A 24,365-nucleotide genomic window follows, 5' to 3' on the forward strand; every position below is an offset into this window, starting at 1 on the left:
AACATGCGTATGAGATTCAGACGATTCCTGTCCGGCCTGCTGTCGGCGGCGCTGGTGGTTGGCCTGCTGGTGGTGCCGCCGGCCTCGGCTGCCGGCACCTCCGGCTTTACCGATATTGCCGACGCCCGCACCGCCGACGCCGCGGAGATGCTCCGCCTGCTGGGCGTGGTGGACGGCACCGGCGGCACCAGCTTCAAACCCGGCGGCACCCTGTCCCGGGCGGAGTTCTGCAAGATGACCGTGGAGATCATGGGCCGCGGCGACGAGGAGCCCGCCCAGCGCAGCCGCACCATCTTCACCGACGTGGGCCCCACCTACTGGGCCCGGGGCTACGTGAACCTGGCCTCCTCCATCACCATCGGCGGCGGCACGGGGGAGGACGCCTCCGCCGGCACCCGGCTGATCATGGGCGTGGGGGACGGCACCTTCCAGCCCAACCGGCCCATCACCTACGGGGAGGCCGTCACCATCCTCATGCGGGTGCTGGGCTACAGCGACGGCGACGTGGCAACCGGCACCAACTGGTATGACGGCTATGTGGGCCTGGGCCAGTCCAGCGGCCTGGCCGACGGCCTGACCATCTCCGGCGGGGACAACATCACCCGGGGCCAGGCGGCCATCCTGTTCTACAACCTGCTGTTCACCGAGAGCAAGGGCGGCGACCAGATCTACCTGACCACCCTGGGCGGCTCCCTGGAGAACAACGCCATCATCCTGTCCACCAACGCCACCGCCGACGACGGCACCACCGGCTCGGTGCTCACCACCTCCGGCACCTACAAGACCGACCGGGCCACCTTCGACGAGACCCTCAACGGCACCCGCGGCCAGCTGGTGCTGGACAAGGAGAAAAAGCTGCTGGCCGTCCTGCCCGAGGAGGGGAGCACCCTGCGCTCCGTCACCGTGATGGGCACCCCGGAGGCCAACGCCATCCCCGTCCTGGGTGATGAGACCATCTCCGTCACCCTCCAGACCCCGGTGTACAAGAGCGACAGCCAGAGCGCCGACACCTATGAGCATGTCTGGACATCCCTGCGCTCCGGCACGCCCCTGAAGCTGTGCTTCAACGGCTCCGGCCAGCTGGACTACATCTACATGTCCGCCGGCGGCGCCGTGGTCAGCGACGACAACGTGCTGGTGGCCAAGAACAAGCCCAGCGGCACCTCCAACCCCTTCGCCTCCCTGTCCGGCGGCAAGACCCCCCAGATCTTCAAGAACGGCATCCCCGCCGACCTGACCGATCTGCGCCAGTACGACGTGGGCACCTATGACGCCGGGAGCAACACCCTCTTTGTGTCCGATCTGAAGCTCACCGGCCTGTACGAGAACGCCTACCCCAACTCCAACGCCCCGTCCACCGTCACCGTGATGGGTGCGGAGCTCAACGTCCTGCCCAGCGCCATCCCCGACCTGGCCCAGTTCAAGGTGGGCGACCGGATGACCCTGCTGCTCACCACCACCGGACAGGTGGCCGGCGCGGTGTCCACCGACGTGGCCAAGTCCAACGCCGTGGGCGTCGCCAAGGTCACCGCCGGCGGCGAGGGCTCCGACGGCACGGCGGAGATCACCCTGCTGGACGGCCTGATCACCCTCAAGGGGAGCACCACCGGCTCGGAGAAGCTCAACGGCTGCCTGGTCACCGTGTCCTCCGGCCGGAGGGACTACCTGTCCCTGAGCCGGGTCAACGGCAAGGGCGCCAGCGGCATCCTCAACCTGACCACCAACCGCGTGGGTACCAAGGCCCTGTCCGAGGGCGCACGGTTCTTCGAGCAGGTGGGCAACGGCGAGCTGGTGGAGATCGAGCGCAGCGACATCACCGTGGACACCGTCCCCGCCAACAAGATCACCTACGTGGGCTACGACTGGGCCGGCCGGGTGGATAAGCTGGTGCTGGACGACGTGACCGGCGACCGCTATGACTACGGCATGATCTACTACCGTCCCGCCGGGCCTCAGGACGTGGAGAACGCCGTTCCCGACCCTGACACCGGCAAGGTGCCTCAGACCTACCAGAACGGCGAGATCCGCGTCACCAACGGCGCCACCGGCGAGGGCGGCATCAGCTACGTGGTGGGCTCCGTGGAGGGCGCCAAGAGCGGCCGCTACGGCGGCATTGCCGGCTCCCTGGACACCCTCAACGGCAAGCACCGCCTGGCGGGCTACGTGCCCCTCACCTCCGCCGACGGCATCCGCCGCAGCCAGATCGACACCTCCACCATGGTGCTGACCACCAACGAGATGGTTCTGCCCATCTCCAGCCAGGTGCAGATCTACAGCGAGGCCACCGGCGGCTGGTACACCGTGAGCAAGGACGCCTCCGCCAAGGATAACCTGGAGCGGGCCCTGGCCTTCTCCAACGACATGACGGTCTACTATGACCGCACCCCCGGCGAGGGCGGCAAAGTCCGCATCATCGTCCTGGAGTAAACCCATAAAAACGCCGCCCGGGTGTACGGAAACGTACCACTCCGGGCGGCGTTCTTCTGTTGGGTGGGCGGGACAGGCGATTACCGACATACCCTGCAGGGGCGGATATCATCCGCCCGTCTGCCCCCGTAACCGCTGGCCCGTGGGGCGCGACGACTCGGCGCGCCGTCCGTAGGGGCGACCTGTGGTCGCCCGTCTGGTAAAAGCCCGGCTGGCGCGGAAATTGCCATGCACTGTAGGGCGGGGGCTTGCCCCCGCCGTTATTTGCCGGGGTACCCCCCGGGGGGGGGCACGCCTGCGCGGCGGGCGCCCCCATTTCTTCCCGAAGAAATGGGGAGAAAGAAGGGCCGGGGGGCTCCGCCCACCCTGGCCCCCCAGTACGGGGGTTCATGGCGGCGGTGGGCTGTACGGACAGGGCAGAGGCCAACCGTGCATTGCCGCCCGCTCCCTTGGCAGTTACGTGACAGGCGCTGCCGCGCCTTGGGTGGCACGCATTGAGGTTACCCTGCAAGCCCTGAAAGCGGCTGCGCTGTACCTGCCTGGCCCGCCGGGCCGCCGTCGGTGCCATGCCTCTGAAATACCGGGGCGGGCACGGCAGCCATCCGCAGGCCGGGCCTCCAGGGATCCGCCACAGGGCCCCGGGGATACCCGCGAAACACCCCGGAGGCGGTCGGAATTGGGGGCATTGGGAAGGGCCGGGCGGAGTTTTACAGGTTTGTTACATTTGGCCCGGGGGTGTTGACCTTTGGGGCGGGATGGTTTATTATCTGTCCAGAGGCAAGGGGAGTCATACTTGGCTGAACTGGTCAGTTCGTGTCGAAATGCCCCCGGAAGCTCAAATTTTAGAAGGAGGAAATCCAAATGAGAAACCTCAAACGGGCTCTCAGCCTGCTTCTGGCTGCCGCCATGCTGATCGGCATGATGGTTGTCGGGGCCAGCGCTGCCGGGAGCCTCGACGACTTCTCCGATAAGGACGAAATCGTCAACCAGGACGCCGTTTCTCTGCTCACGATCCTTGGTGTGATCGAGGGTAAGGAAGACGGCTCCTACTTTGACCCCACGGGCAATGTGACCCGTGCCGAGATGGCGAAGATGATCGCCACCATCCTGAACCAGGGCGCCGACGTGGACGGCCTGTACACCGGGATGAACACCGGCCTGACCGACGTGGCGGGCCACTGGGCTGAGAGCTACATCAACTACTGCTACAGCCTGGGCATCATCGCCGGCCGCGGCAACGGCAAGTTTGACCCCGGTGCCACTGTTACCGGTAACGAGGCCGCCAAGATGCTGCTGGTGGCCGCCGGCTACGACGCCAGCATCGAGGGCCTGACCGGCAACGACTGGGCCATCCGCACTGCCGCTCTGGCCTCCACCCTGGGCATCTTCGACAACCTGAACGCCCCCACCGGCGCCCCCCTGACCCGCGACAACGCGGCCCTGCTGGTGTACAACGCCCTGGACATCGAGATGATCCAGAGCTACCAGAACGGCTATGCCATCGCCTATGATGACAACCGCACCATCCTGTCCACCAAGTACGGTGTGTACCGCCTGGAGGGCGTGGTTGTGGGTAACGAGTGGGCCTACCTGGACGGCACCGACTCCGACGAGGCTCTGGCTGCTGGCAAGACCCGTCTGAGCGACATCCGCCTGGTGGACTCCGACACCGTCAACACCCGCCCCGGCGTGGATGACGGCCAGTCCCGTCCCGACACCACCTTCAACGTGTCCACTTCCGTTGACCTGCTGGGCCAGACCGTGACTATGTACGTGCGCAACACCACCGTGCTGGCCAACGCCGAGGTGCTGGGTGTGTATCTGAAGGATGGCGCTAACACCGTCGTCACCAGCGTGAACACCGAGGATACCCTGAAGGACTTCCTGAAGGGCACCGGCCTGAGCGAGGGCAACGGTACCGAGTACTACGTCAACTACGGCGAGGTTGCCAGTGTTGACGATGCTACCGCTGCCATGGACTTCGGCAAGGACGATACCCATCTGGACAACGTGCAGGATAAGGCCAACGGCTACGGTGTCGAGCTGACTGTGATCGATAACGATCAGGACGGTATCGTGGACTATGTGCTCTACCTGCAGGAGTCCCTGTCCCAGGTCATTGCCAAGAACAATTCCAAGGAGACCACCACAATCAATGCCTTCAACAACAACAAGGCCATTGATGATGCCGACATCGTGACCGAGGCCGACCTGGCCGAGAGCGATCTGGTTCTGGTGGTTGAGTATGGCGGCCGCTACTATGTGTCCGAGCCCCAGGTTGTCACCGGCCAGATGGAGTCCTATCAGGCCAGCAAGACCAAGGAGCAGACCATCAAGGTGGACGGCACCGACTATCACCCCTCCTACATCCAGTACAAGGCCGCTACCGCTGACAACACCTACGAGTTCGATATCCAGCTGTGCGACCAGGACAACGGCTACACCGAGGGTGTCCAGTTCGACACCGACTACGACTTCATCCTGGACTCCAACGGCAACGTGATCGCCTTCCAGCCCTCCGAGGCCGGTCTGTACGACTACGCGCTGGTTCTGGATTCCGGCTATGAGCCCGGCGCCTTTGCTTCCGACGCCTCCGGCAAGGTGAAGGTCCTGCTGCCCGACGGCACCGAGGGCACCTACACCCTGAACTTCTCCGCCTCCGCCAAGAACGTGGGCGAGCAGATTGCCGATGTCCAGAATTTCTCCTACAAGAAGAACCAGGGCATCCAGGAGCTGAAGGGCTTCCTCGGCACCGCCGACTCCGATCTGTCCGCCACCGCTCCCTGGGACGACGCTCAGGGCACCCAGGTCTTCGCTGACGAGGACAAGAGCGACACCGCCTTCCGCGACGGCAACGCCAAGGGCTATGTCATCGGCTACAGCCTGACTGAGGACGATGTGCTGACCATCACCTCCATCGTGGGTTCCACTGATGACATTGCCAGCAACGCTATCGACGAGTACAACGACACCAACGTCAACTACGACACCGACGCCAACTACAGCTCCGGCTCCGGCCGCATCCGTTTCGACGGCAATGCTGATCAGGTGGCCGTGGATCGCAACACGGTTGCCTTCTACTACACCAACGGCGGCGATGACTACGGCGTGGCCGTGGGCTACAATGAGATGAGCGACGTGACCAACGCGCCCTTCGTAGCCGAGCATGTCCGCAGCACCACCGATCTGGCCGGTGTGGTCCTGTTTGACGCTGTGGGCGTCCAGGCTGAGAAGGACTACGTGTTCGTGCTGAGCAAGAACACTGTCTCCTCCAGCCGCGCGATCCTGAACGTGGTCTACATGGACGGCACCGTGGGCCAGATGACCATCGATCGCGACGACTACGATGACATCTTCCGCAACGATACCGACTTCGGCACCGCCTATGCCTACCGCACCGGCTCCAACGGTATCTCCACCCTGACCCCCGCCGACGACGATGTGGACGATCTGCTGCCCGTGATCCACGGCTATGCCTGGCAGGTCAACGACGGCACTGTGGCCGTGTACAGCGACAAGGCCGGCAGCAACCGCATCGACCGCGACGATGCCTATGACGGCACCGACGGCACCCTGAAGAACCTGGACGGCTACACCTTCTCCTACGACAAGCAGATCTGGAACGTGGAGGACGTGGACGAGGGCGACGAGAAGGCCCCCGCTGGCAGCTTCTCCCGCAACGTGGGCCGCGAGGTCGTCATGATCCTCGACACCAAGTGCAACGAGGTCCGTGCCGCTTACATCCTGGACGTGCTGGACGGCGGCGCCGCTTCCGGCGACGAGGTGGGCGCTGACTTCCGCATCACCTGGGACGAGGACAACGCCACCGTGCGCATCTTCAACCCCGAGCATGTGGGCGCCATCACCCTGATGAACGAGATCACCAACCTGCTGGAGCGCGAGGGTTATACCGATGTTGAGTTCAACAATGCTCTGACCGTCAATGCTGAGACCATCACTACTCAGATTGAGGCCCGCATCGGTGACAACGGCCCCATGATCCGCAACATCCAGGCCATCAATGTCTACCAGGTGACCCGTGACGGCAAGAGTGCTCAGTATCTGGCCAATGGCGAGGACTACGAGTTCAAGGGCACCAACGGCGATACCTATCTGGTGAATAAGACCACCGCCTCCGCCGCCGACGTGACGGTTAACGCCGCTGGCGAGGGCAAGTACACCGTTGTCAGCACCAACAAGGATGCCAACAATTGCTTCGATCTGAAGACTGCCTACTCTGTTGAGCCCGGTGCCAACCTCACCATTAAGGACTCTGCCTCCACCCCCAACACCGCTACCAACGGCAGCGCTCGGTTCTGGGTCAGCGGCACGGAGCTGACTGTGGTTCCCGACACCAATTACGCTCTGGATCCTGACTGCGCTCTGGCTGATCTGGTGGACAGCAACATGAAGTTCGAGCTGGAGGGCAATGTTGCCCCCGCTGATGCTGTTGCGGTTCGGGCCAACATCCAGATCACCTTCACCGACGCTGGCTCCACTTACATGGATGCCCGCGATCTGCCCCGCGATGTGACCGTGATGGAGAACTCCGAGTACACTCTGCCCGCCGCGGTGACCGCCAAGACTGGCTATCAGTTCATCGGCTGGAGCGATGGCTCCAAGCTGTATCAGGCTGGCGACAAGCTCAACGTTAGTAGCAGCCCCATCAACCTGACCCCCATCTTTGTGGGCCTCGTCCCGACTGAGTCCACTGCTGTGGCTAACGGTCAACAGGTTGCCACTGCTTGCGGGTATCTGGGGATTGCAACCAACCTGCCTGCTTCTATGAAGGCTGCCTTTAAGAGTGTTGCGGCGACTGTGAATGCCGACGGCACTACCTACACAGATGTAGCCAGCACTTCTAACATTTCTAGCAACAAGCTTACGTTCACCGATTTTGCCAATAGTTCGGATACCATTACCACTTGGACTAGCGGCGACAGCATTGAGCTGGTTGTGACCGTCACCTTCGAGGGCGGCGCTACCACCACCTTCACCGCTACTCTGACCGAGTAATTCTACGCTTCGACAGCACCGAAAACCCCCGGGCAAAGCCCGGGGGTTTTCCCTATTTCACCGCCAGATAATAATATGTATACCCCTCGTTATTGGTCTGCTCGCCGGTACTGCCCCGAACCACCCGGAAACCTCCGGAGGTCATGAAGAGGCATGGCTGGCCGTCTTGTGGGGCCAGGGGGCCGCCGGCTACCGCCATACCCGCCCGGGCCTGGGTAACGCCGCCCCGGGCGCCCCAGGAGGTCTCCACCAGCACGCCCCGTGGCTGAAAACCCAGGTTAATCAGGCGATTTTGTGTGCCGTCCCCGGTGTAAGTGCCGGTAACGATTTCCGCCTTGCCCTGGGCGGTTGACAGAGCCGCCTTGATCCCCGCGTCGATCTTCTGAAAATCGGTATTGAAGTCGGTGCGGAGAAAGTTGTCGCCGGGCACCCACTGGTGGAGCCCATAATTTGCCGTATAGGTTGCCATGGTTCATCCCTCCCGGCGGCGCGGGAGGGCGGCCCGGCGCGGTACGGGGAGCCGCGGCCGCGTCCTGCCGTCCCGCGCCGCCCTGCGGGCGCCGGCACCCGGGAGGGATTTTTATGGCAAGTTATACAACCAATTATCAGCTGCACCAGTGGGAGGCCAGCGACGACTTCCTGCGCACGGATTTCAACGAGGACTTTGCCAAAATCGACGCGGGCATCAAATCGGCGGCGGACGCCGCCGCAGGCGCGGCCAGCACCGCCGCCGGAAAGGCCCGGATCGTGACGGGCTCCTACACCGGCAACGGCTCTTCCAAGACGGTGAGCCTCGGGTTCCGCCCCAAGGCTCTCTGGGTGCATGGGGGTGTGTACGACACAATGGTCACCCAGCAGGGCGGACACAATATGCTGGGTCTAAACACCACCGGCTTCATCGTGCAGTTTGTCAGTGGCTATGGGGACTACTGCGCAAACAAAAACGGCCAAAGTTATACCTATGCCGCTATCCAATAGGTAAAAAGATCCCCCCGGGCAAATTGCCCGGGGGGATCTGACCTTTAGGAGAATTCAGAATTCTCTAAATTAGTCGTGAATATCTCCAGCTGTGACGTTACCAGAAACCGTAAAGCTATAGATCCCGGTCTCACCGGTAACGGGGGTCAGGGTGATGGTGCTGCTAGTGGGAGTGCCCGTCGCGGTTACAAACAGCTCAGTGCCCACAGCAACAGAATTGCTATAGGTGAGCTCAGGGCTACCAGTCTTCGCGTCGCTCAGCGAGGCAAAGATCTTAACATCGCTGTCAGTCTGGTCGGCCACGGTATAGGCATCCCAAATAAAGATCTCACCGTCATCGCCGTTGGCACCCATATCGAGTGTATACACAGCCTCTCTGCCGTTGGCGTTGATAACCGTACCAGCCACAGGAGTGCCAATGTTGGTATCGATCAAGAAGCTGGTAGAAGTGGTGTCAAAGTACACCAGATCGTTATCCTTCCAGAAGCCCAGGCTGTCACCATTGTAGAACACCTCGGCAACCTGGAGCTCGCCAATGGTGACGGGCTTGGTCACGGTGTACTCAGTGGTGTTCTTGGTGCCGCTCAGACGGTACGGGTCGGTAAACGCGACGCCGTCCTCGGTGAACTGCACGTACTTGCCGGAACCAGCCTTGTCGCCGGTAACCTCGAGTACCACACCGTCGGCCACATAAGTGGTGGAGCTGGGAGTATAGGTCGCATCATAGGTGCCGTTGCCATCGCTGTCGTACTTGAAGGTCACGCCGCCCGCGGCCTTAACCTGATAGCCGTCAGTGAGGGCAACATCCATGATGATGCCAGGCCAGGAATAGGTGAACTCGCTATTTCCGGTCGTGTAAGACACGCCGCTATCCTTGACGTCGACCTTGCCCTCAATGATAACCGCCACGTCTCCAGTGGTGTCTTTCTTCAGAGCTTCAGAAGCATCGAAGGTAGCAGTGTAACCAGCATTACGATCCATCCAATAATACTCTCCGCCATAAGAGACGTAGTGAACCTGGATAGACTCGACCTCGTACATGCCCCAATCACTCCAAGAGTCGCCGCCGGTGGTCACATTCCAGCCGCCAGCGGTACCGATGGCGGCGTCCCAGGTAACACTGACGATGTTCTCGCCCAGGAAGTCGGCCATCAGGTCGCGCACGTCGTTGATGGTGGGGCGGGAGCTGTTGACATCATGCCAACGCAGCTCATAGGCGCCGGTGAGGCTGTCGCGGGTGACGTTGTCGGTGTAGCGGGCACCCTGGACGGGAGTCTCGGTGGTGTCGTCGATCTCCCACACGAAGGCGGTGCGGATGGTGCGGCCGTTCACGGTGGTGGGAACGATGACGGAGTGGCACTCGATGTAGGAGAACTCACCCTCACGGATGTCGTCCTTGGCGGTGGTCATGTCGGTGACATCCCACACGTCGGCGTCGTCGGGCAGCGCGTAGATCTCGTTCTTGGTATTCTCCACGGTGCCGTTGAGCAGCAGCTCGGCGTTGTAGTCCTCGATGCGGGTACCGTCAACGATGTCGTAGGTGCCGTCGGCGTTCTCCACATAGGCATAGGCGTTCATGTAGCAGGTGGTGTCCTCGGGATTGAAGGTGCTCTTGCTGTACTCGTCGATTTCAATCTCCTTGGCGGTGCCATCCTCAAAGACCACGTTCAGCCACAGGGTGTCGTCCTTGGTGTAGGCGTTGCGGGACAGAACCAGCATGTAGTCGCGGCTGGTAACCACGGTCTCGGCGTTGATCAGAACGACCTCGGCCAGGTGGGTGGTCTCCCAGGTCTTGTCGGCGGTCTTCTTCTCCACGGGGTAGACCTGCACGTCCACGTTCAGATCCTTGTTGTCCTTGTTATAGGCGTCCACGTCGCCCATGTTGTTCCAGCCGATGGCGGCGCTGTAGGAGATGGTTCCGTCAGCGTTGCGGACGAAGTAGAAGGCCACGGTGTTGCGGTCAATGGCGTACTCCACGTCGTCGTTGCCGACCTTGCTGGTCAGGAAGATGGAGGCGTCGCCCTTGTCGTAGTCCTCGTCCAGAGTCCACTCCAGGTTGCTGTCGGTCTGAGCGGCAGTCACAGGGGCCTTATCGTTCTTGTCGATATAGGCATAGGTGTCGTCCTTGCCGTCGCCGAAGTTGCGGTCGGTGTTGGTCTTGGGAGCGGTCACGAGGCCGTCCACAATGCGATCCTCATGCAGGCCCAGAACCTTGTTGATGGTCAGCTCGGTCTCGTCCTCGTTCAGGGAGTAGAGGATCACGGTGCCCACGGCGGCGTTCAGGTTGCTCTGAGCGGAACCGCCGGAGGTGTTCACGTCGCGGGTGCCCAGGTAGGCTTCCAGCTTGTCGCTGTCGTCACCAAAGGCGGGATCCACGGAAGCATCCCAGTCGATGTCGTACTTGGCGGTGGTGCCGTCGGCCTTCAGGATCTTGATCTCGCCCTCCTTGGTCAGGGCGTTCTGGGTCCAGGCGGACTCGATGACCAGGCCGTAGTTGATCTCGGGCTCCTCAGTGGGCCGGATGGCGACCACGTAGCCGTTGGAGTCCAGGATGAAGTCGAACATGTCGTCGAAGCCGGGCTCCGTCTCACGGGTCTCGGGCTCGTCGATGTCGAAGTGGGTCAGCTCCACGTCCACCTTGGAGGCGGCGTCGGGGATGAAGGACTGGCGGTACTCCTTACCATTGTCCAGGGTGATGTACAGCTCATTATCCTCGTCGCGGTCCAGACGGGTCATGGTGCCGGAGACGATCTCGGGCAGGGTGATGTAGGTGCGGCCGCCGTACTGGACGTACAGCACCAGGTCGTCGGTGGCGATGGTGTCGCCGTTGGGGTACACGGCGTCCTCGAAGTCCACGGCGAAGGAGTCAGCGGTGTTGTCCAGCTCGCCCTTGGGGTCGCGGCCGGGGGCGTACAGGGTGAACTCCTCGTTGCGCTCGCTGTAGGAGCGAACCTCGGACAGAGTCTCCATGGTGTACAGGACGTACTCGGCCTTGCCGTCGTCGTTGTTGTCGATGACCTCGACCTCAATGCCGTTGGCCACGAAGTAATCCTCGGTCTGATCCAGGTCATAGTTGGCGTGCTCATTGATGGTCTCAATGGCGGCGGCCTCGTTGGCCTGGTAGCCGTAGTTGACATAGTACTCGGTGTCCTCGTCCACGGTCACGCCGGTGCCCTTCAGGTAGTCCTTAGAGGTGTCCTCGGTGGAGGCGGTGGTCAGGATCACGTTCATGTCGTCCTTGGTGGCCACGCCGATGACCTTGGAGTTGGACAGCACGGTGGTCTTCTCCACGTACAGGGTCACGGCCTTGCCCATGTAGTCCACGGGGGTGGTCACATTGAAGGGCACCACGCCGTCATAGCGCACGCCCTCGTCCACCACGGTGTTGGCGGTGGTGGAGTCGTACACGATCACGTTCTCCAGGGTGGTGCGGCCCTCGCGCAGGGCGGCCTCGGAGTCGGTCTGCTCCAGCTGAGCCCACTCGTTGCCCACAACCACGCCCTCGACGCGCATCACGCCGAACACGGAGCTCAGAATGGTGCGGTGGTCGTCATAGGAAATGGCGTAGCCGTTGCGGTACTCCTGGATCAGCTCCACGTCCAGGGCGTTGTAGATCAGCAGAGCCGCGTCGTCACGGTTCAGAGGCTCGCTCACGTCCTTGGTGAAGTTGCGGAAGATGCCCAGCTGCTGGGCCAGGGCGGCGGTGTTCAGCGCCCAGTCGGGGCCGACCAGGCCCTCGATGTCGGCGTTGTAGCCCAGGGCGGCCAGCAGCATCTTGGCGGCCTCAACGCCGGTCACGTTGGCGCTGGGGTCGAAGGTGTTGTCGCCGCGGCCGGCAATGATGCCGCGCACATAGCAGTAGTTGATGAAGCCGCGGGCCCAGTTGGCTGCGATGTCGGTCAGGCCGCTGTCCACATTGGTGTACAGGGTATCGCAGTTCTGGTTGTTGGTCAGAGTGACGGAGATCATCTTCGCCATCTGAGCGCGGTCCACGTTGCCAGTGGGATCATAGGAGCCATCGGGCAGGCCCTGGATAATCTCCAGCGTGGTCAGCATGGAAACCGCATCCTTGTTCACGATCTCTTCCCGGTCGGAGAAATCGTTGTAGCTCACAGCGCCAGCGCCGACGACCATCAGGCCAATGACCATAACGACGGCCAGCACCAGGCTGAGAGCCCGTTTGAGGTTTCTCATCTTGGATTTTCCTCCTTCTAAAATTTGAGGCCGGAGTTGCCATATAGTCCCAATATCCGGTAAAATAGGGAAATCAGAGCCGTATGACGACCCTTACATGCGGTTTGAAGTGAGGAAATCCTGCGGTATTCAGACAATTTTAGCTTGATTTGCGGCTTAAATGTTCCCATGGTAGACATTTGGTAGACATGAGGCGGCAAAAGAAAGGGCGCGCAGCGGGAAACCGCTGCGCGCCAATGAATTGCGGGATTGATTTGGTAGACATTTGGTAGACATGACCTCAAAACACAGTGTGGGTATAGAACCTGGGGAAACGGGGTATTTTGAAGGTTAGAAGGCGGCGGAAAAAAGAGAAAGAAATTTTCTTTGATTTTATCCGGAGATCTGCTATAATGTACTCGTATTGGAGCGCTCTGCCATGGAGCGTACCTGTTTTTGAACATACAACGGGCCGGCGAACCTCCGGCTTTTGGGATGCTGCCGGGCCTGGAACGGGCTGCGGCGGAAGGAATAGAGGGTTGTAGCTTTGACAAAATATGTGATTCACGGCGGAAAGCCGCTTTTTGGAGAGATCGATATCAGCGGCGCCAAAAATGCCGCTGTTGCCATCATACCGGCCGCCCTTCTGGTGGACGGTGTTTGCCGCATTGAAAATATTCCCCAGATCAGCGATGTGACACTGATCTTAAATATTCTTCAGGAGCTGGGGGCCGATGTCCGCACCGTCAACCGCACCACGGTGGACATTGACTGCTCCCATATCCGCAATTCCCGGGTGCCTGACGAGCTGGCGCGGAAAATCCGCGCCTCCTACTATCTCATTGGCGCTCTGCTGGGGCGGTTCGGCTCGGCGGAGGTGCCGCCGCCGGGCGGCTGCGACTTCGGCGGCCGCCCCATCGACCAGCACATCAAGGGCTTTGTGGCCATGGGGGCCGACGTGGACGTACGGGGCGGCTTCATCCATGCCAAGGCCAAGTCCGGGCGGATGCTGGGCACCCAGATCTATCTGGATATCGTATCCGTGGGGGCCACCATGAACATCATGCTGGCCGCCGTGCTGGCCGACGGCATGACGGTCATTGAGAACGCCGCCAAGGAGCCCCATGTGGTGGATCTGGCCAACTTCCTCAACTCCATGGGCGCCGACATCATGGGCGCCGGCACCGACGTGATCAAAATCCGCGGGGTGGAGCGCCTGAGCGGCGGCGTCTACTCCATCATTCCCGACCAGATCGAGGCGGGCACCTACATGGCGGCGGTGGCCGCCGCCGGCGGCGAGGTGCTGATTAAAAACGTGATCCCCAAGCACCTGGAGTGCATCACGGCCAAGCTGCTGGAGATGGGAGTGGACGTGGACGAGCGGGACGACGCGGTGCTGGTGCGCCGCACCGGCAGGCTCACCCGCACCAACGTGAAGACCCTGCCCTATCCCGGCTTCCCCACGGACATGCAGCCCCAGATCGCCGCGGTGCTCTGCCTGGCGGAGGGCACCAGTGTACTCACCGAGGGCGTGTGGGACAACCGCTACCGCTATGTGGACGAGTTCCGCCGCATGGGGGCCCAGATCCAGGTGGACGGCAAGATCGCCGTCATCGAGGGGGTGGAGAGCCTCACCGGCGCCAAGATCCAGGCCTGCGACCTGCGGGCCGGGGCGGCCATGGTGATCGCCGGCCTGGCGGCCCAGGGCACCACGGAGATCAGCTGCATCCACCACATCGAGCGGGGTTATGAGGACATTGTGCGCAAGCTCTCCGGCGTGGGGGCGGACATCCGCGTGGTGGTGACCCCCGACGAGGGCAAGCAGATGCAGGTGGGATAACCCTTCAAAAAAGTTTCAAAAAGTTCAGCGGCCTGTCGAAAAGCCTTTTTGACAGGCTGGGGGGGGCGCAGGCCCCCCTTTTTTATGCGATCATCTTACATAGCAAGGAGCGACTTCTGTGCTGGAACTTTGTACCCTGGCCAGCGGCTCCAGCGGCAACAGCCTGCTGGTGAGCGACGGCCGCACCCATATCCTGGTGGACGCAGGCATCTCCTGCCGCCGCATCACCAACAGCCTCAAGGCCCTGGGCGTGGATCCCAGGGAGCTGGCGGGGGTGCTGATCACCCACGAGCACACCGACCATATGGCCGGCCTGGCCACCCTGACCAAGCAGCTGCGGCTCCCTGTGTATGCCAGCCGGGGGACGGGGCGGCAGCTGTGCTACCGCATCGCCTTTCTGGAGGAGCTGTTCCACCCGGTGACCCCTGGGGAGGGCTTCTCGGTGGGCGGCATCGACGTGGAGAGCTTTTCCACCCCCCACGACGCGGCGGAGAGCACGGGCTTTGCCCTGTCCGCCGGGGGGCGGAAGGCCGCCGTGGTCACCGACCTGGGCTATGTGACGCCGGAGGTGCTGAAGGGCATCCGGGGGGCGGATCTGCTGGTGTGCGAGGCCAACCACGACGTGGAGTGGCTCCAGTCCGGGCCCTATCCCTACTATCTGAAGGCACGGATCCTGGGCGACCGGGGGCACCTGTCCAACGAGGCGGGGGCCGAGCTGGCCTGGACAGCGGTGGAGGGCGGCGCCCGCACGGTGGTACTGGCCCACCTGTCCCACGAGAACAACACCCCCCAGCGGGCCCACGAGGTGGTGCGCGCCCTGCTGGAGCGGCGGGGCGCGGCGGTGGGGCGGGATGTGATCCTGGAGGTGGCCCCCCGCAGCGAGGCAGGCAGGAGGTATCCGGTATGAAGGGCATCCATGTGCAGCTCCTCTGCGTGGGCAAGATGAAGGAGAAGTTCTACATCGACGCGGCGGCGGAGTACGTCAAGCGGCTGGGCGCCTACTGCAGGCTCCAGGTGGTGGAGCTGCCCGAGGAGCGGCTGCCCGCCAATCCCTCCCGGGCCCAGATCGACGCCGCACTGGAGAAGGAGGGGGCCGCCATCCGGGCCAGGCTGGCCCCTGGTGCGGCCCTGGTGGCCCTGTGTGTGGAGGGGGAGGAGAAGTCCAGCGAGGCGCTCTCCCGCCTGCTGGCGGGCTGGAGCGCCGCGGGCACTGGCTCCCTGGCCTTTGTGATCGGCGGCTCCTACGGCCTCCATCCGAACATCAAGGCCCTGGCCCGGCTGCGCCTGTCCATGTCTCCCATGACCTTCCCCCACCACCTGGCCCGGGTCATGCTGCTGGAGCAGCTCTATCGGGCTTTCAAGATTGACGAGGGCTCCAGCTACCACAAGTGAGACCCGGAATTTTCCATGATTCGTCAAAAGACAGGGTAGCTATTGCCGGTTATTTGTGATATAATCACAACAGCTGGAAAGCGTTCACGCCCGAATTTTGACAGATTGGTATTGGAGGTAAGTCCCATGTCCTATCGTGATGTGTATGAAAAATGGCTCAACAGCCCCGCCCTCAGCGAGGCGGAGAAGGAGGAGCTACGGGGCATCGCCGGCGACGAGAAGGAGATCGAGAGCCGGTTCTTCGCCCCTCTGGAGTTCGGCACCGCCGGCCTGCGGGGCACCATGTGCGTCGGCCTGCACCAGATGAACGTCCACGTGATCCGCCACGCCACCCAGGCCTTTGCCGAGGTGATCCTGGCCGAGGGCGAGGCGGCCGCCAAGCGGGGCGTGGCCGTGTGCTACGACTGCCGCAACCACTCCCAGGAGTTCGCCCGGGAGACCGCCTGTGTCATGGCGGGCAACGGCATTCCGGTGCGCATCTTTGAGTCCCTCCGCCCCACGCCGGAGCTGTCCTTCGCCGTGCGGGAGTACGGCTGCATCGCCGGCGTGAACGTCACCGCCAGCCACAACCCCAAGGAGTACAACGGCTACAAGGTCTACTGGCAGGACGGGGCCCAGCTGCCCCCCCACCACGCCTCCGCCATCGCCAAGAAGATGGAGGAGCTGGATCTGTTCGACTCCATCAAGCGGATGGACTATGACGAGGCGGTTTCCAAGGGCCTGATCACCGTCATGGGCGAAGAGACCGACGAGAAGTTCCTGTCCAACGTCATGGGCCAGGTCAACGACAAGGCGGCGGTGGACAAGGTGGCCGACACCTTCAAGATGGTGTACACCCCCTTCCACGGCACCGGCTACAAGCTGATTCCCGAGGCCCTCAAGCGCCTGGGCATGAAGCACGTCATCTGCGTGCCCGAGCAGATGGTCATCGACGGCAACTTCCCCACCGTGGTCTCCCCCAACCCGGAGAACCCGGAGGGCTTCGCCCTGGCGGTGGAGCTGGCGAAAAAGGAGGGGGCCGACTTCATTCTGGGCTCTGACCCCGACGCCGACCGGGTGGGCATCATGGTCAAGACCGGCGACGGGGAGTTCAAGGTGCTCACCGGCAACCAGACCGGCGTGCTGCTGCTGGACTACCTGATCGGCGCCAAACGCCGCACCGGCAAGATGCCGGACAAGCCGGTGGCCCTCAAGACCATCGTCACCACCGAGATGGCCCGCAAGGTGGCCGAGGACAACGGCCTGGCCTGCTATGACACCTTCACCGGCTTCAAGTTCCTGGCCGAGAAGAAGGACAAGCTGGAGAACGCCGGCGAGGGCAAGGTGATCTTCGCCTACGAGGAGAGCTACGGCTACATGCTGGGCGACTACGTCCGGGACAAGGACGCGGTCACCGCCGCCCTGGCCCTCACCGAGATGGCCGCCTGGTACGCCGGGCAGGGCATGACCCTGTACGACGCCCTGCTGGCCTGCTATGAGAAGTACGGCTATTACGGGGAAAAGACCCTGAACCTGGTGATGCCCGGCCTGGACGGTCTGAAGAAGATGGCCCAGCTGATGGCCGATCTGCGGGCCAAGCCCCCGGTGGAGATCGCCGGCGTGGGCGTGCTCCAGCAGAAGGACTATCAGGACGGAAGCGTGGTCAACGTGGCTGACGGCGCGAAGAGCACCATGGAGCTGTCCGGTTCCAACGTGCTGCGCTATGAGATGGCCGACGGCACCAGCCTTATCGTCCGGCCCTCCGGCACCGAGCCCAAGGTCAAGGTCTACATCCTGGCAAGAGGCGCCGACCGCGCCGAGTGCGACGCCAAGGTGGCCGCCTATACCGCCTGGGCCGAGACCCTGAAGAAGTAAGGACGGATATCATCCGCCTGCCTTACGGAATCGCCGCCCTCGGCGGCCCGTCCTGCCCGTATTCCCCTGTACCGAAGATCCCTCCCGGCTTTGACAACCGGGAGGGATTTTTTATGGCAAGCTATACAACCAATTATCAGCTGCACCAGTGGGAGGCCAGCGACAGCTTCCTGCGCACCGACTTCAACACCGATTTCCAGAAAATCGACGCCGCCGTCAAGGGGGTGGAGACGGCGGCCAACACGGCGCTGGCCCTGAAGGCGGACAAGACGGAGCTGACCCAGGCGTGCGGGGCGCTGGATGAGGCCAAGTGCGAGACCCTCACCGGTAGCTACACGGGCAACGGGGCCAACACCAGAACCATCGACCTGGGGTGTGCGCCCAGGGCGGTCTTTGTGGGGGAGTTCCTCGCTGTGCCGGGTATGACAAGCAACTATCTGCTCAGTCTTACGGCCAGCGGCTTCCAGGTGCGGGACAGCCTGGGCACCAGCACCAACAGCTCCGGCGAAACCTACTATTATCTGGCACTGGTATAAAAGGAGCCCCCGGGCCATCGGCCCGGGGGCTCCATAAGTCAAGGCTTCAGGGAATTACTCGGCGGTAGCGATGAGGTTGATAACCATCTCAACGCCGTCCACATAGAGAACGATCTCGCCGTTCTCAGGGAATGTCCAGCCACCAATCTGTCCAAAGATGGCGCTGACCAGAGTGTTCTGGGAACCGGAATCACCGTTGTAGGCGTTGTCGGAAGCGTCATACCAGGCGCTGCCCTTCACAGGCTTATCGCTGGCGTTCTTGGCATCGTCATCCCACACATAGGTCACGCCGTCAAACTTAATCTGAGAGGCGTGGCCCTGGTGATACAGAGCGCCCAGGAAGCGGGACACATCGTTGGTGATGAAGCTGTGATCCGCATCGCTATACTCCTTGCTACCAAAGTCAGCGGTCAGGGTATTGCCGTTCACAGTCCAGGTAGCCGCAGTATCACTGTACCCAACGATCTTATTATCAGAGCCAACAGCAGAGCTGGCAACATCATTGACGAACTCGTAATACCACTTCTCGGTGTTAATGCCGCCGTTGGTCTTGGTGACGCGGGCGGTCACGCTCTGCTCGTCGGCGTCGAAGCGGGTGATCTCCACATCGACAGACTCCCCGTTGACGTTCTTGTTGTAGTAGCCGAGCAGCTCGTCGGTGATCAGGGTGCGCAGGTCGGAGGTGCTGGGCTCCTCACCGGTGTACTCGATGGTGATCAGGCGGCGGCCGCTGGCGTTGTCGTCCACGACCACATCCACCAGCTCGGTGTCAGTGTCGAAGTCCACATCGGGGGTGGTGGGAGTCTCACGATCCCAGATCCACGCGGTGCGGATGGAGCCGCTGTCGTTGAAGATCACGACGGCGTTCACGTCAGTGCGGGTAGAGAAGGCGGAAGCGGTGGCCTCATCGCCGGCGTTCTCCACATCGTTGACGTCCCAGACCTGCGCGGCGCCCAGAATGGCGGCGTAAATCTGCCTGCTGTTCACCTCATCGGTGAAAGCAATGGTGCCGTTCTCCAGACGGTGGGCAACGCCTCTGCCGGTGCTGGCATCGTCGCCGTCAATGCTGACATCGGTGTCCACGCCGCGATACATGCTGCCCACGTCATAGGTGCCGTCGGCGTTCTCGCTGTAGCTCCAGGCACGGCCATAGGAATTGTTGTTGTCGACCTCGAAGTCGCCCAGGTTGTCTTCCTCTACCTCGATGGCGGCAACAGTACCGTCCTCAAAGACCACAGTCAGGGTCCAGATGTCGCCGCGGCGGTTGGCGTTGGCGTCCAGAACCAGCATGTAGTCGGAGGAATCAGTCTCGTTAGCGGCCTCGAAGAGGATCAGACCGGCCAGATCAGAGGCCTGATAGGTGCGGTTAGTGGTGCGCTCCAGCACAGGGTAGACCTGCGCGTCGGTGCCGGCGGCCACGTCGCTCATGTCGTCCCAGCCGGTAGCCACGCCGTACCGCACATCGCCCTCGTCGTCAATCCAGTAATAGAAGGCCACGGTGTTCAGATCCACGGCGTAGTTGCGGCTGACGTCGGAGAGATCGTCGGAGATGCCGCTGCCGCCATCAGGATCGTTGACAGCGCCGTTGTTCACGCCGTGAACGGTAATGGTGCCGTTGCCGTTCTCGTAGCCGCTGGCGGCAGTCTCAGCGACATTGCCCACATTATACTGCAGGTTGTCGTCGTCGGGATCAGCGCCCAGGTACAGGATCACGCCGTTGTCGCCCACACCGGCGGTGGTACGGGTCGTGTTCGCGTTGTGGATCTGCAGAGGAGTGCTGGCCTCATCGGAATCGGCGGTGAAGCTGTTGCCCTGCATGACGCTCTCGATGGTCAGCACGTCGTCGTCGTCCAGCGTGTAGGTGATGACGGAGCCCTCGGCGGAGTTCACACCATACTGGCCGGTGACATTATGCACGTCGCGGCTGCCCAGATAGAGCTCCAGCTTGGTGTCGTTGGGCAGATCTTCGATATCCTGCGCAGGACTGCCAGCGGGGGTGTAAGTATCATCGCCATTGATGGAGCTTACGCGGGCAAAAGCCTTGGCGGACTCATCCCAATCGATGTAGTAGGTGCCCTCAGTGCCGTCGGCCATGAGGATCTTCACCTGACCATCGCGATCCAGGGCGTTCTGGGTCCAGGCGGACTCCAGCACCAGGGCGTAGTTGGTCACAGTCTCCTCGGCGGGACGGGTGGCGATCACGTACTGCTCGCTGGCATCCAGAATGAAGTCGTAGGTGGTGTCAAAGCCCAGCTCAGTACGGGCCTCATCAATATTGAAGTGGGTCAGCTCCACATCGGCCATAGAGGCGGCGTCGGGCAGATAGGCCTGGCGGTACTCCTGCTCGTTGTCCAGGGTGATGTACTGCTCGTTGTTCCGGTCACGGTCCACGCGGTACATAGCCTCGGTAACGATGGGGGCCAGCTGGATGTAGGTGCGGCCGCCGTACTCCACGTACAGGATCAGGTCGTCGGTGGCGACCTCGTCGTTGAACACCACGTCCTCAAAGTCGCGGGTCAGGGTGTCCACGTCCTGGCTGGGCGTGCCGTCGTTCTCCAGCTCGGGGATATAGAAGGAGACAGTCTCGTTGCGCTCGCTGTAGCGGGTGACCTCGGACAGGGTGTCCTGAACATACAGCACGTACTCGGCGGTGCCGTCGTCATTGTTGTCAATGACCTCCACATCCACGCCGTTCACGTTGTAGTAGGTGTTGGTCTCCCCCAGATCCTCATTAGCGTACTTGTTGATGAGGGTAACGGCCTCAGTGGCGCCGTCCTCGCACCAGCCGTAGTTGACATAGTACTGGGTGTTCTTGTCGGTCTCAATGCCGGTGCCGTCCAGCAGGTCGTCCAGGTTCTCCTCGGTGGCGGTGGTGGCATGGATCACATTGGCCTCGTCGTTGGTGGCCACACCGATGACGTTGGAGTTGGCCAGAATGGTGGTCTTCTCCACGTACATGGTGACAGCCTTGCCCATGTACTCCACGGGAGTGGAGACATTGAAGGTGACAGGCTTGTCTTCCTTCACGCCCTCGGGCACGGTGGTGTTGGAGGTGGTGGAGTCGTACACCACGACCTCGTCCAGGGTGGTCTTGCCGGTGCGCAGAGCGGCGTCGGAGTCGGTCTCCTCCAGGCGGGCCCACTCGTTGGCGGTGACAACGCCCTCCACGCGAACCACACCGAACACGGAGCTCAGGATGGTGCGGTGGTCGGAGTACACCAGGGCGTAGCCGTTGGAGTACTGCTGGATCATCTCCACGTCCAGGGCGTTGTAGATGAGCAGAGCGGCGTCGTCACGGTTCAGGGGCTCGCTCACGTCCTTGGTGAAGTTGCGGAAGATGCCCAGCTGCTGCGCCAGGGCGGCGGTGTTCAGCGCCCAGTCGGGGCCCACCAGGCCCTCGATCTCAGCGTTGTAGCCCAGGGCGGCCAGCAGCATCTTGGCGGCCTCAACGCCGGTCACGTTGGCGCCGGGGTCGAAGGTGTTGTTGCCGCGGCCGGCAATGATGCCGCGCACATAGCAGTAGTTGATGTAGCCGCGGGCCCAGTTGGCGGAAATGTCGGTGAGGCCGCTGTTGACATTCTGATACAGAGTGTCGCAGTCCTCGTTGTTGGTCAGGGCGACAGAAATCATCTTCGCCATCTGCGCGCGGTCCACGTTACCAGCGGGGTTATAAGAGCCGTCGGGCTGGCCCTCAATAATGCCCAGCGTGGTGAGCATGGAAACCGCATCCTTGTTCACGATCTCTTCCCGGTCGGAGAAATCGTTGTAGCTCACAGCGCCGGCGCCGACGACCATCAGGCCAATGACCATAACGACGGCCAGCACCAGGCTGAGAGCCCGTTTGAGGTTTCTCATCTTGGATTTTCCTCCTTCTAAAATTTGAGGCCGGAGTTGCCATATAGTCCCAATATCCGGTAAAATAGGGAAATCAGAGCCGTATGACGACCCTTGCATGGGATTAGAAGTGAGGAAATCCGGTGGTATGCGGGTATTTTCGACCCGGTCTTTGGCCGAAAAGTTCCGATGGTAGACATTTGGTAGACACGAGACGGCAAAAGAAAGGGCGCGCAGCGGGAAACCGCTGCGCGCCAATGGGTTGCGGGGTTGAATTGGTAGACATCTGGTAGACATGACCTCAAAACACATGGTAAGAAGCGGCATGCTGCCCCGGGAAATCCCGACGGTTGTATATTGTGTGGCCGCCGGCTTTCAGCAGAAGCTCCTGTTACAGCGTGTCGGCCTGATAGGCCAGGGTGTGCGCCTGACCGGGGGAGAGGGTGATGCAGTGGGGCTTGCCGGCGAACTCCGTCCCCTCGCTCCAGGAGGCGGCACAGCCGTGCCACGGCTCGATGCACAGGTAGGGGGCTTTCTTCCCGGGCATAGTCCAGAAGGCCAGCATGGGGAAGCCCGCAAAGGATACCCGCACCCCCTTGCCGCTCTTTCTGCCGCGCAGGGTGACGCTGCGGGATTTCAGCCCCTCCAGGATCACGGTATCCAGCTGGTCAAACCAGCGGTAGTCCAGAGGGAAGGTATCCGTATCCTCCAGGCAGGGCATGGCCGCCGGCCGATCCAGCAGGCCGTCCCGCAGCAGCAGGGTGGGGCAGGTCTCCCTCTCCGGGAACACCAGCTCGTAGTCCTCAAACCGCTCCCCCTCCGCCAGGGGGCAACGGAAGCCGGTGTGGGCGCCCAGGCAGAAGGGCATGGGCGCCGTCCCGGTATTGGTCACGGTGACCGCCGTGGCAAAGCCGCCGTCGGTGAGCCGCTGCTCCACCGCCAGGCGGAAGGGGAAGGGATACATGGCCAGGGTGTCCGGGCTGTCCGTCAGCTCCAGCCGGGCCCAGTCCTCCCCCTGTTCCGCCACGGCAAATTCCTGCCGCCGGGCAAAGCCGTGGCGCTCCATGGCGTACTCCTTTCCCCCGATGGTCACCTTTCCGTCCCGCAGGTTCCCCACCACGGGGAACAGCAGGGGGTTCCGGCCCGCCCAGTAGGCCGGGTCGCCGCCCCAGATGTACTCCAGGCCGTCCTCGTCCCGGTAGGATACCAGCTCAGCCCCCTTCGTGTCAATCCGGGCGGTGCGGCCGCCCCGTCTCAGCTCCAGCTCCATTTTGAGCGCCTCCTTCTTGATTCTGAGGGCATGATACCACGTCCCGGCGATCTTTACAAGGCCGGGTTGGGCGGCTGGAATCTGTTTCAAAAATGGTTTCGATGTGCCGTTTGGTTTGACAGACGGCCCATTCCGGGATACAATAGGAACACGAACTTAAGAAAGGAGCAGCCCAATCATGCTGTTTGCCCAATACGAGCGCTATCAGTACGCCCGCCCCCCGCTGGTGGAGGTCATCTGCCAGCTGCGCTTCCCCACCATCCTGGCTATCGGGGCCCAGGAGCCCGCCGCCTTCCAGGAGGCCGTGCGCCGGGACTTTCCCCAGTACGCCGCCCGGCAGGAGCAGCTGCCCCCCAAGGTGGTGCGCAAAGGCAATACCGCCTCTTTGGAGGCCCAGAAGCCCATCACCAACTACAACTTTGTCTCCCAGGACGGCCGGTGGAAGCTCAACCTGACCCAGAATTTCATCGCCCTGTCCACTGTGGGCTACCAGCGGTGGGAGGACTTTGCCACCCGGCTGGATCAGCCCCTGGCCCAGTTCATCCAGATCTACCAGCCCGCCTACTTTGAGCGCATCGGCCTGCGGTATGTCAACGCCGTCTCCCGCCAGCGGCTGGGCCTGGAGGGCCAGCTGTGGGACGATCTGATCCAGAGCCAGTATATCGGCATACTGGGGGAGCCCGACGTGGAGGAGAGCGAGATCGCCAAGTGCTCCCTGGAGGTGGACACCCCCCTGGTGGGCGGCTACCGGATGAAGCTGCGCACCGGCCCCGGCCTTGTCGGCGGCGGCAAGACCGACAAGGAGGTCAAGTTCGTCCTGGACGCGGACTTCTCCACCGCCGGAAAGATGACCGCGGAGGCGGTGCCTGAGAAGCTGGAGCGGATGCACCGCTTCGCCGTGTGCTTCTTCCAGGGCGCCATCACCAAGGAGCTCCACGAGGCCATGGGCCCCACCCCCATGGCGGATTGACCGCACAGCCCCGGAAAAGTCCTTGCTTTTCCGGGGCTCTTGGTATAAAATAGTCAGGTGTCTTGACAGCTTGGA

General features: G+C 62.3%; 13 protein-coding genes. 9 read left to right on the forward strand and 4 right to left on the reverse strand.

Annotated elements, in window-relative coordinates; all coding sequences use genetic code 11:
- The first annotated feature begins 9 nt into the window (after nt 1-9).
- Both B5E42_RS08525 and B5E42_RS08530 read left to right on the forward strand, forming a co-directional pair.
- The gene (locus B5E42_RS08525; RefSeq protein ID WP_087238649.1) at nt 10-2,427 is read left to right on the forward strand and encodes an S-layer homology domain-containing protein; all 2,418 of its coding nucleotides are present in this window, start codon (nt 10-12) and stop codon (nt 2,425-2,427) included.
- An 861-nt stretch (nt 2,428-3,288) separates the two neighbouring features.
- Entirely contained in the window at nt 3,289-7,443 is a 4,155-nt protein-coding gene (locus B5E42_RS08530) for an S-layer homology domain-containing protein (protein WP_087238651.1), read from the forward strand.
- Between the two features lie 52 nt (nt 7,444-7,495).
- Here B5E42_RS08530 and B5E42_RS08535 read toward each other — a convergent pair whose 3' ends face one another.
- Complete coding sequence (locus B5E42_RS08535; protein WP_087238653.1) at nt 7,496-7,912, reverse strand: hypothetical protein; 417 nt, start codon at nt 7,910-7,912, stop codon at nt 7,496-7,498.
- Between the two features lie 113 nt (nt 7,913-8,025).
- Here B5E42_RS08535 and B5E42_RS08540 point away from each other — a divergent pair, with 113 nt between their 5' ends.
- Nucleotides 8,026-8,421: a hypothetical protein gene (locus B5E42_RS08540; protein ID WP_087238655.1), complete on the forward strand. Its 396-nt coding sequence runs from the start codon at nt 8,026-8,028 to the stop codon at nt 8,419-8,421.
- A 69-nt stretch (nt 8,422-8,490) separates the two neighbouring features.
- Here the strand turns inward: B5E42_RS08540 and B5E42_RS08545 are convergent, their stop codons facing one another.
- Entirely contained in the window at nt 8,491-12,615 is a 4,125-nt protein-coding gene (locus tag B5E42_RS08545) for an S-layer homology domain-containing protein (RefSeq protein WP_087238657.1), read from the reverse strand.
- 526 nt (nt 12,616-13,141) lie between these two features.
- Here B5E42_RS08545 and B5E42_RS08550 point away from each other — a divergent pair.
- From B5E42_RS08550 to B5E42_RS08570, 5 genes are all read left to right on the forward strand, one after another.
- Nucleotides 13,142-14,434 (forward strand): UDP-N-acetylglucosamine 1-carboxyvinyltransferase, encoded by a 1,293-nt coding sequence (locus B5E42_RS08550; protein ID WP_087238659.1) that lies wholly within the window; start codon nt 13,142-13,144, stop codon nt 14,432-14,434.
- 118 nt (nt 14,435-14,552) lie between these two features.
- On the forward strand, nt 14,553-15,341 hold the full coding sequence (locus B5E42_RS08555) for an MBL fold metallo-hydrolase (RefSeq protein WP_087238661.1): 789 nt from the start codon (nt 14,553-14,555) through the stop codon (nt 15,339-15,341).
- Nucleotides 15,338-15,826: a 23S rRNA (pseudouridine(1915)-N(3))-methyltransferase RlmH gene (gene rlmH / locus B5E42_RS08560; protein ID WP_087238662.1), complete on the forward strand. Its 489-nt coding sequence runs from the start codon at nt 15,338-15,340 to the stop codon at nt 15,824-15,826. Before B5E42_RS08555 ends, rlmH begins: the two co-directional genes overlap by 4 nt.
- 126 nt (nt 15,827-15,952) lie before the next feature.
- The gene (locus B5E42_RS08565) at nt 15,953-17,680 is read left to right on the forward strand and encodes a phospho-sugar mutase (RefSeq protein ID WP_087238664.1); all 1,728 of its coding nucleotides are present in this window, start codon (nt 15,953-15,955) and stop codon (nt 17,678-17,680) included.
- A gap of 113 nt (nt 17,681-17,793) precedes the next feature.
- Nucleotides 17,794-18,216 carry a hypothetical protein gene (locus B5E42_RS08570; RefSeq protein ID WP_087238666.1) on the forward strand — a complete coding sequence of 141 codons (423 nt, stop codon included), beginning with the start codon at nt 17,794-17,796 and terminating at the stop codon, nt 18,214-18,216.
- A 54-nt stretch (nt 18,217-18,270) separates the two neighbouring features.
- Here the strand turns inward: B5E42_RS08570 and B5E42_RS08575 are convergent, their stop codons facing one another.
- The gene (locus B5E42_RS08575; protein WP_162613942.1) at nt 18,271-22,071 is read right to left on the reverse strand and encodes an S-layer homology domain-containing protein; all 3,801 of its coding nucleotides are present in this window, start codon (nt 22,069-22,071) and stop codon (nt 18,271-18,273) included.
- 370 nt (nt 22,072-22,441) lie between these two features.
- Nucleotides 22,442-23,320: an aldose 1-epimerase family protein gene (locus tag B5E42_RS08580; RefSeq protein WP_087238670.1), complete on the reverse strand. Its 879-nt coding sequence runs from the start codon at nt 23,318-23,320 to the stop codon at nt 22,442-22,444.
- Nucleotides 23,321-23,498: 178 nt separating this feature from the next.
- Between B5E42_RS08580 and B5E42_RS08585 the strand changes: the two genes are divergently transcribed.
- Nucleotides 23,499-24,290, forward strand: coding sequence for a TIGR04255 family protein (locus tag B5E42_RS08585; protein ID WP_087238672.1), 792 nt, complete (start codon nt 23,499-23,501; stop codon nt 24,288-24,290).
- Nucleotides 24,291-24,365 lie beyond the last annotated feature (75 nt).

This window comes from Flavonifractor sp. An10 (assembly GCF_002161215.1).
GTDB classification, from domain to species: Bacteria; Bacillota; Clostridia; order Oscillospirales; family Oscillospiraceae; genus Flavonifractor; species Flavonifractor avistercoris.

What these genes read in the sequence shown, in the direction of transcription:
- B5E42_RS08525 (WP_087238649.1), top strand. Translation starts at nt 10, where the DNA reads ATGAGATTCAGACGATTCCTGTCCGGCCTGCTGTCGGCGGCGCTGGTG.
- B5E42_RS08530 (WP_087238651.1), top strand. Translation starts at nt 3,289, where the DNA reads ATGAGAAACCTCAAACGGGCTCTCAGCCTGCTTCTGGCTGCCGCCATG.
- B5E42_RS08535 (WP_087238653.1), bottom strand. Translation starts at nt 7,912, where the DNA reads ATGGCAACCTATACGGCAAATTATGGGCTCCACCAGTGGGTGCCCGGC.
- B5E42_RS08540 (WP_087238655.1), top strand. Translation starts at nt 8,026, where the DNA reads ATGGCAAGTTATACAACCAATTATCAGCTGCACCAGTGGGAGGCCAGC.
- B5E42_RS08545 (WP_087238657.1), bottom strand. Translation starts at nt 12,615, where the DNA reads ATGAGAAACCTCAAACGGGCTCTCAGCCTGGTGCTGGCCGTCGTTATG.
- rlmH (WP_087238662.1), top strand. Translation starts at nt 15,338, where the DNA reads ATGAAGGGCATCCATGTGCAGCTCCTCTGCGTGGGCAAGATGAAGGAG.
- B5E42_RS08565 (WP_087238664.1), top strand. Translation starts at nt 15,953, where the DNA reads ATGTCCTATCGTGATGTGTATGAAAAATGGCTCAACAGCCCCGCCCTC.
- B5E42_RS08570 (WP_087238666.1), top strand. Translation starts at nt 17,794, where the DNA reads ATGGCAAGCTATACAACCAATTATCAGCTGCACCAGTGGGAGGCCAGC.
- B5E42_RS08575 (WP_162613942.1), bottom strand. Translation starts at nt 22,071, where the DNA reads ATGAGAAACCTCAAACGGGCTCTCAGCCTGGTGCTGGCCGTCGTTATG.
- B5E42_RS08580 (WP_087238670.1), bottom strand. Translation starts at nt 23,320, where the DNA reads ATGGAGCTGGAGCTGAGACGGGGCGGCCGCACCGCCCGGATTGACACG.
- B5E42_RS08585 (WP_087238672.1), top strand. Translation starts at nt 23,499, where the DNA reads ATGCTGTTTGCCCAATACGAGCGCTATCAGTACGCCCGCCCCCCGCTG.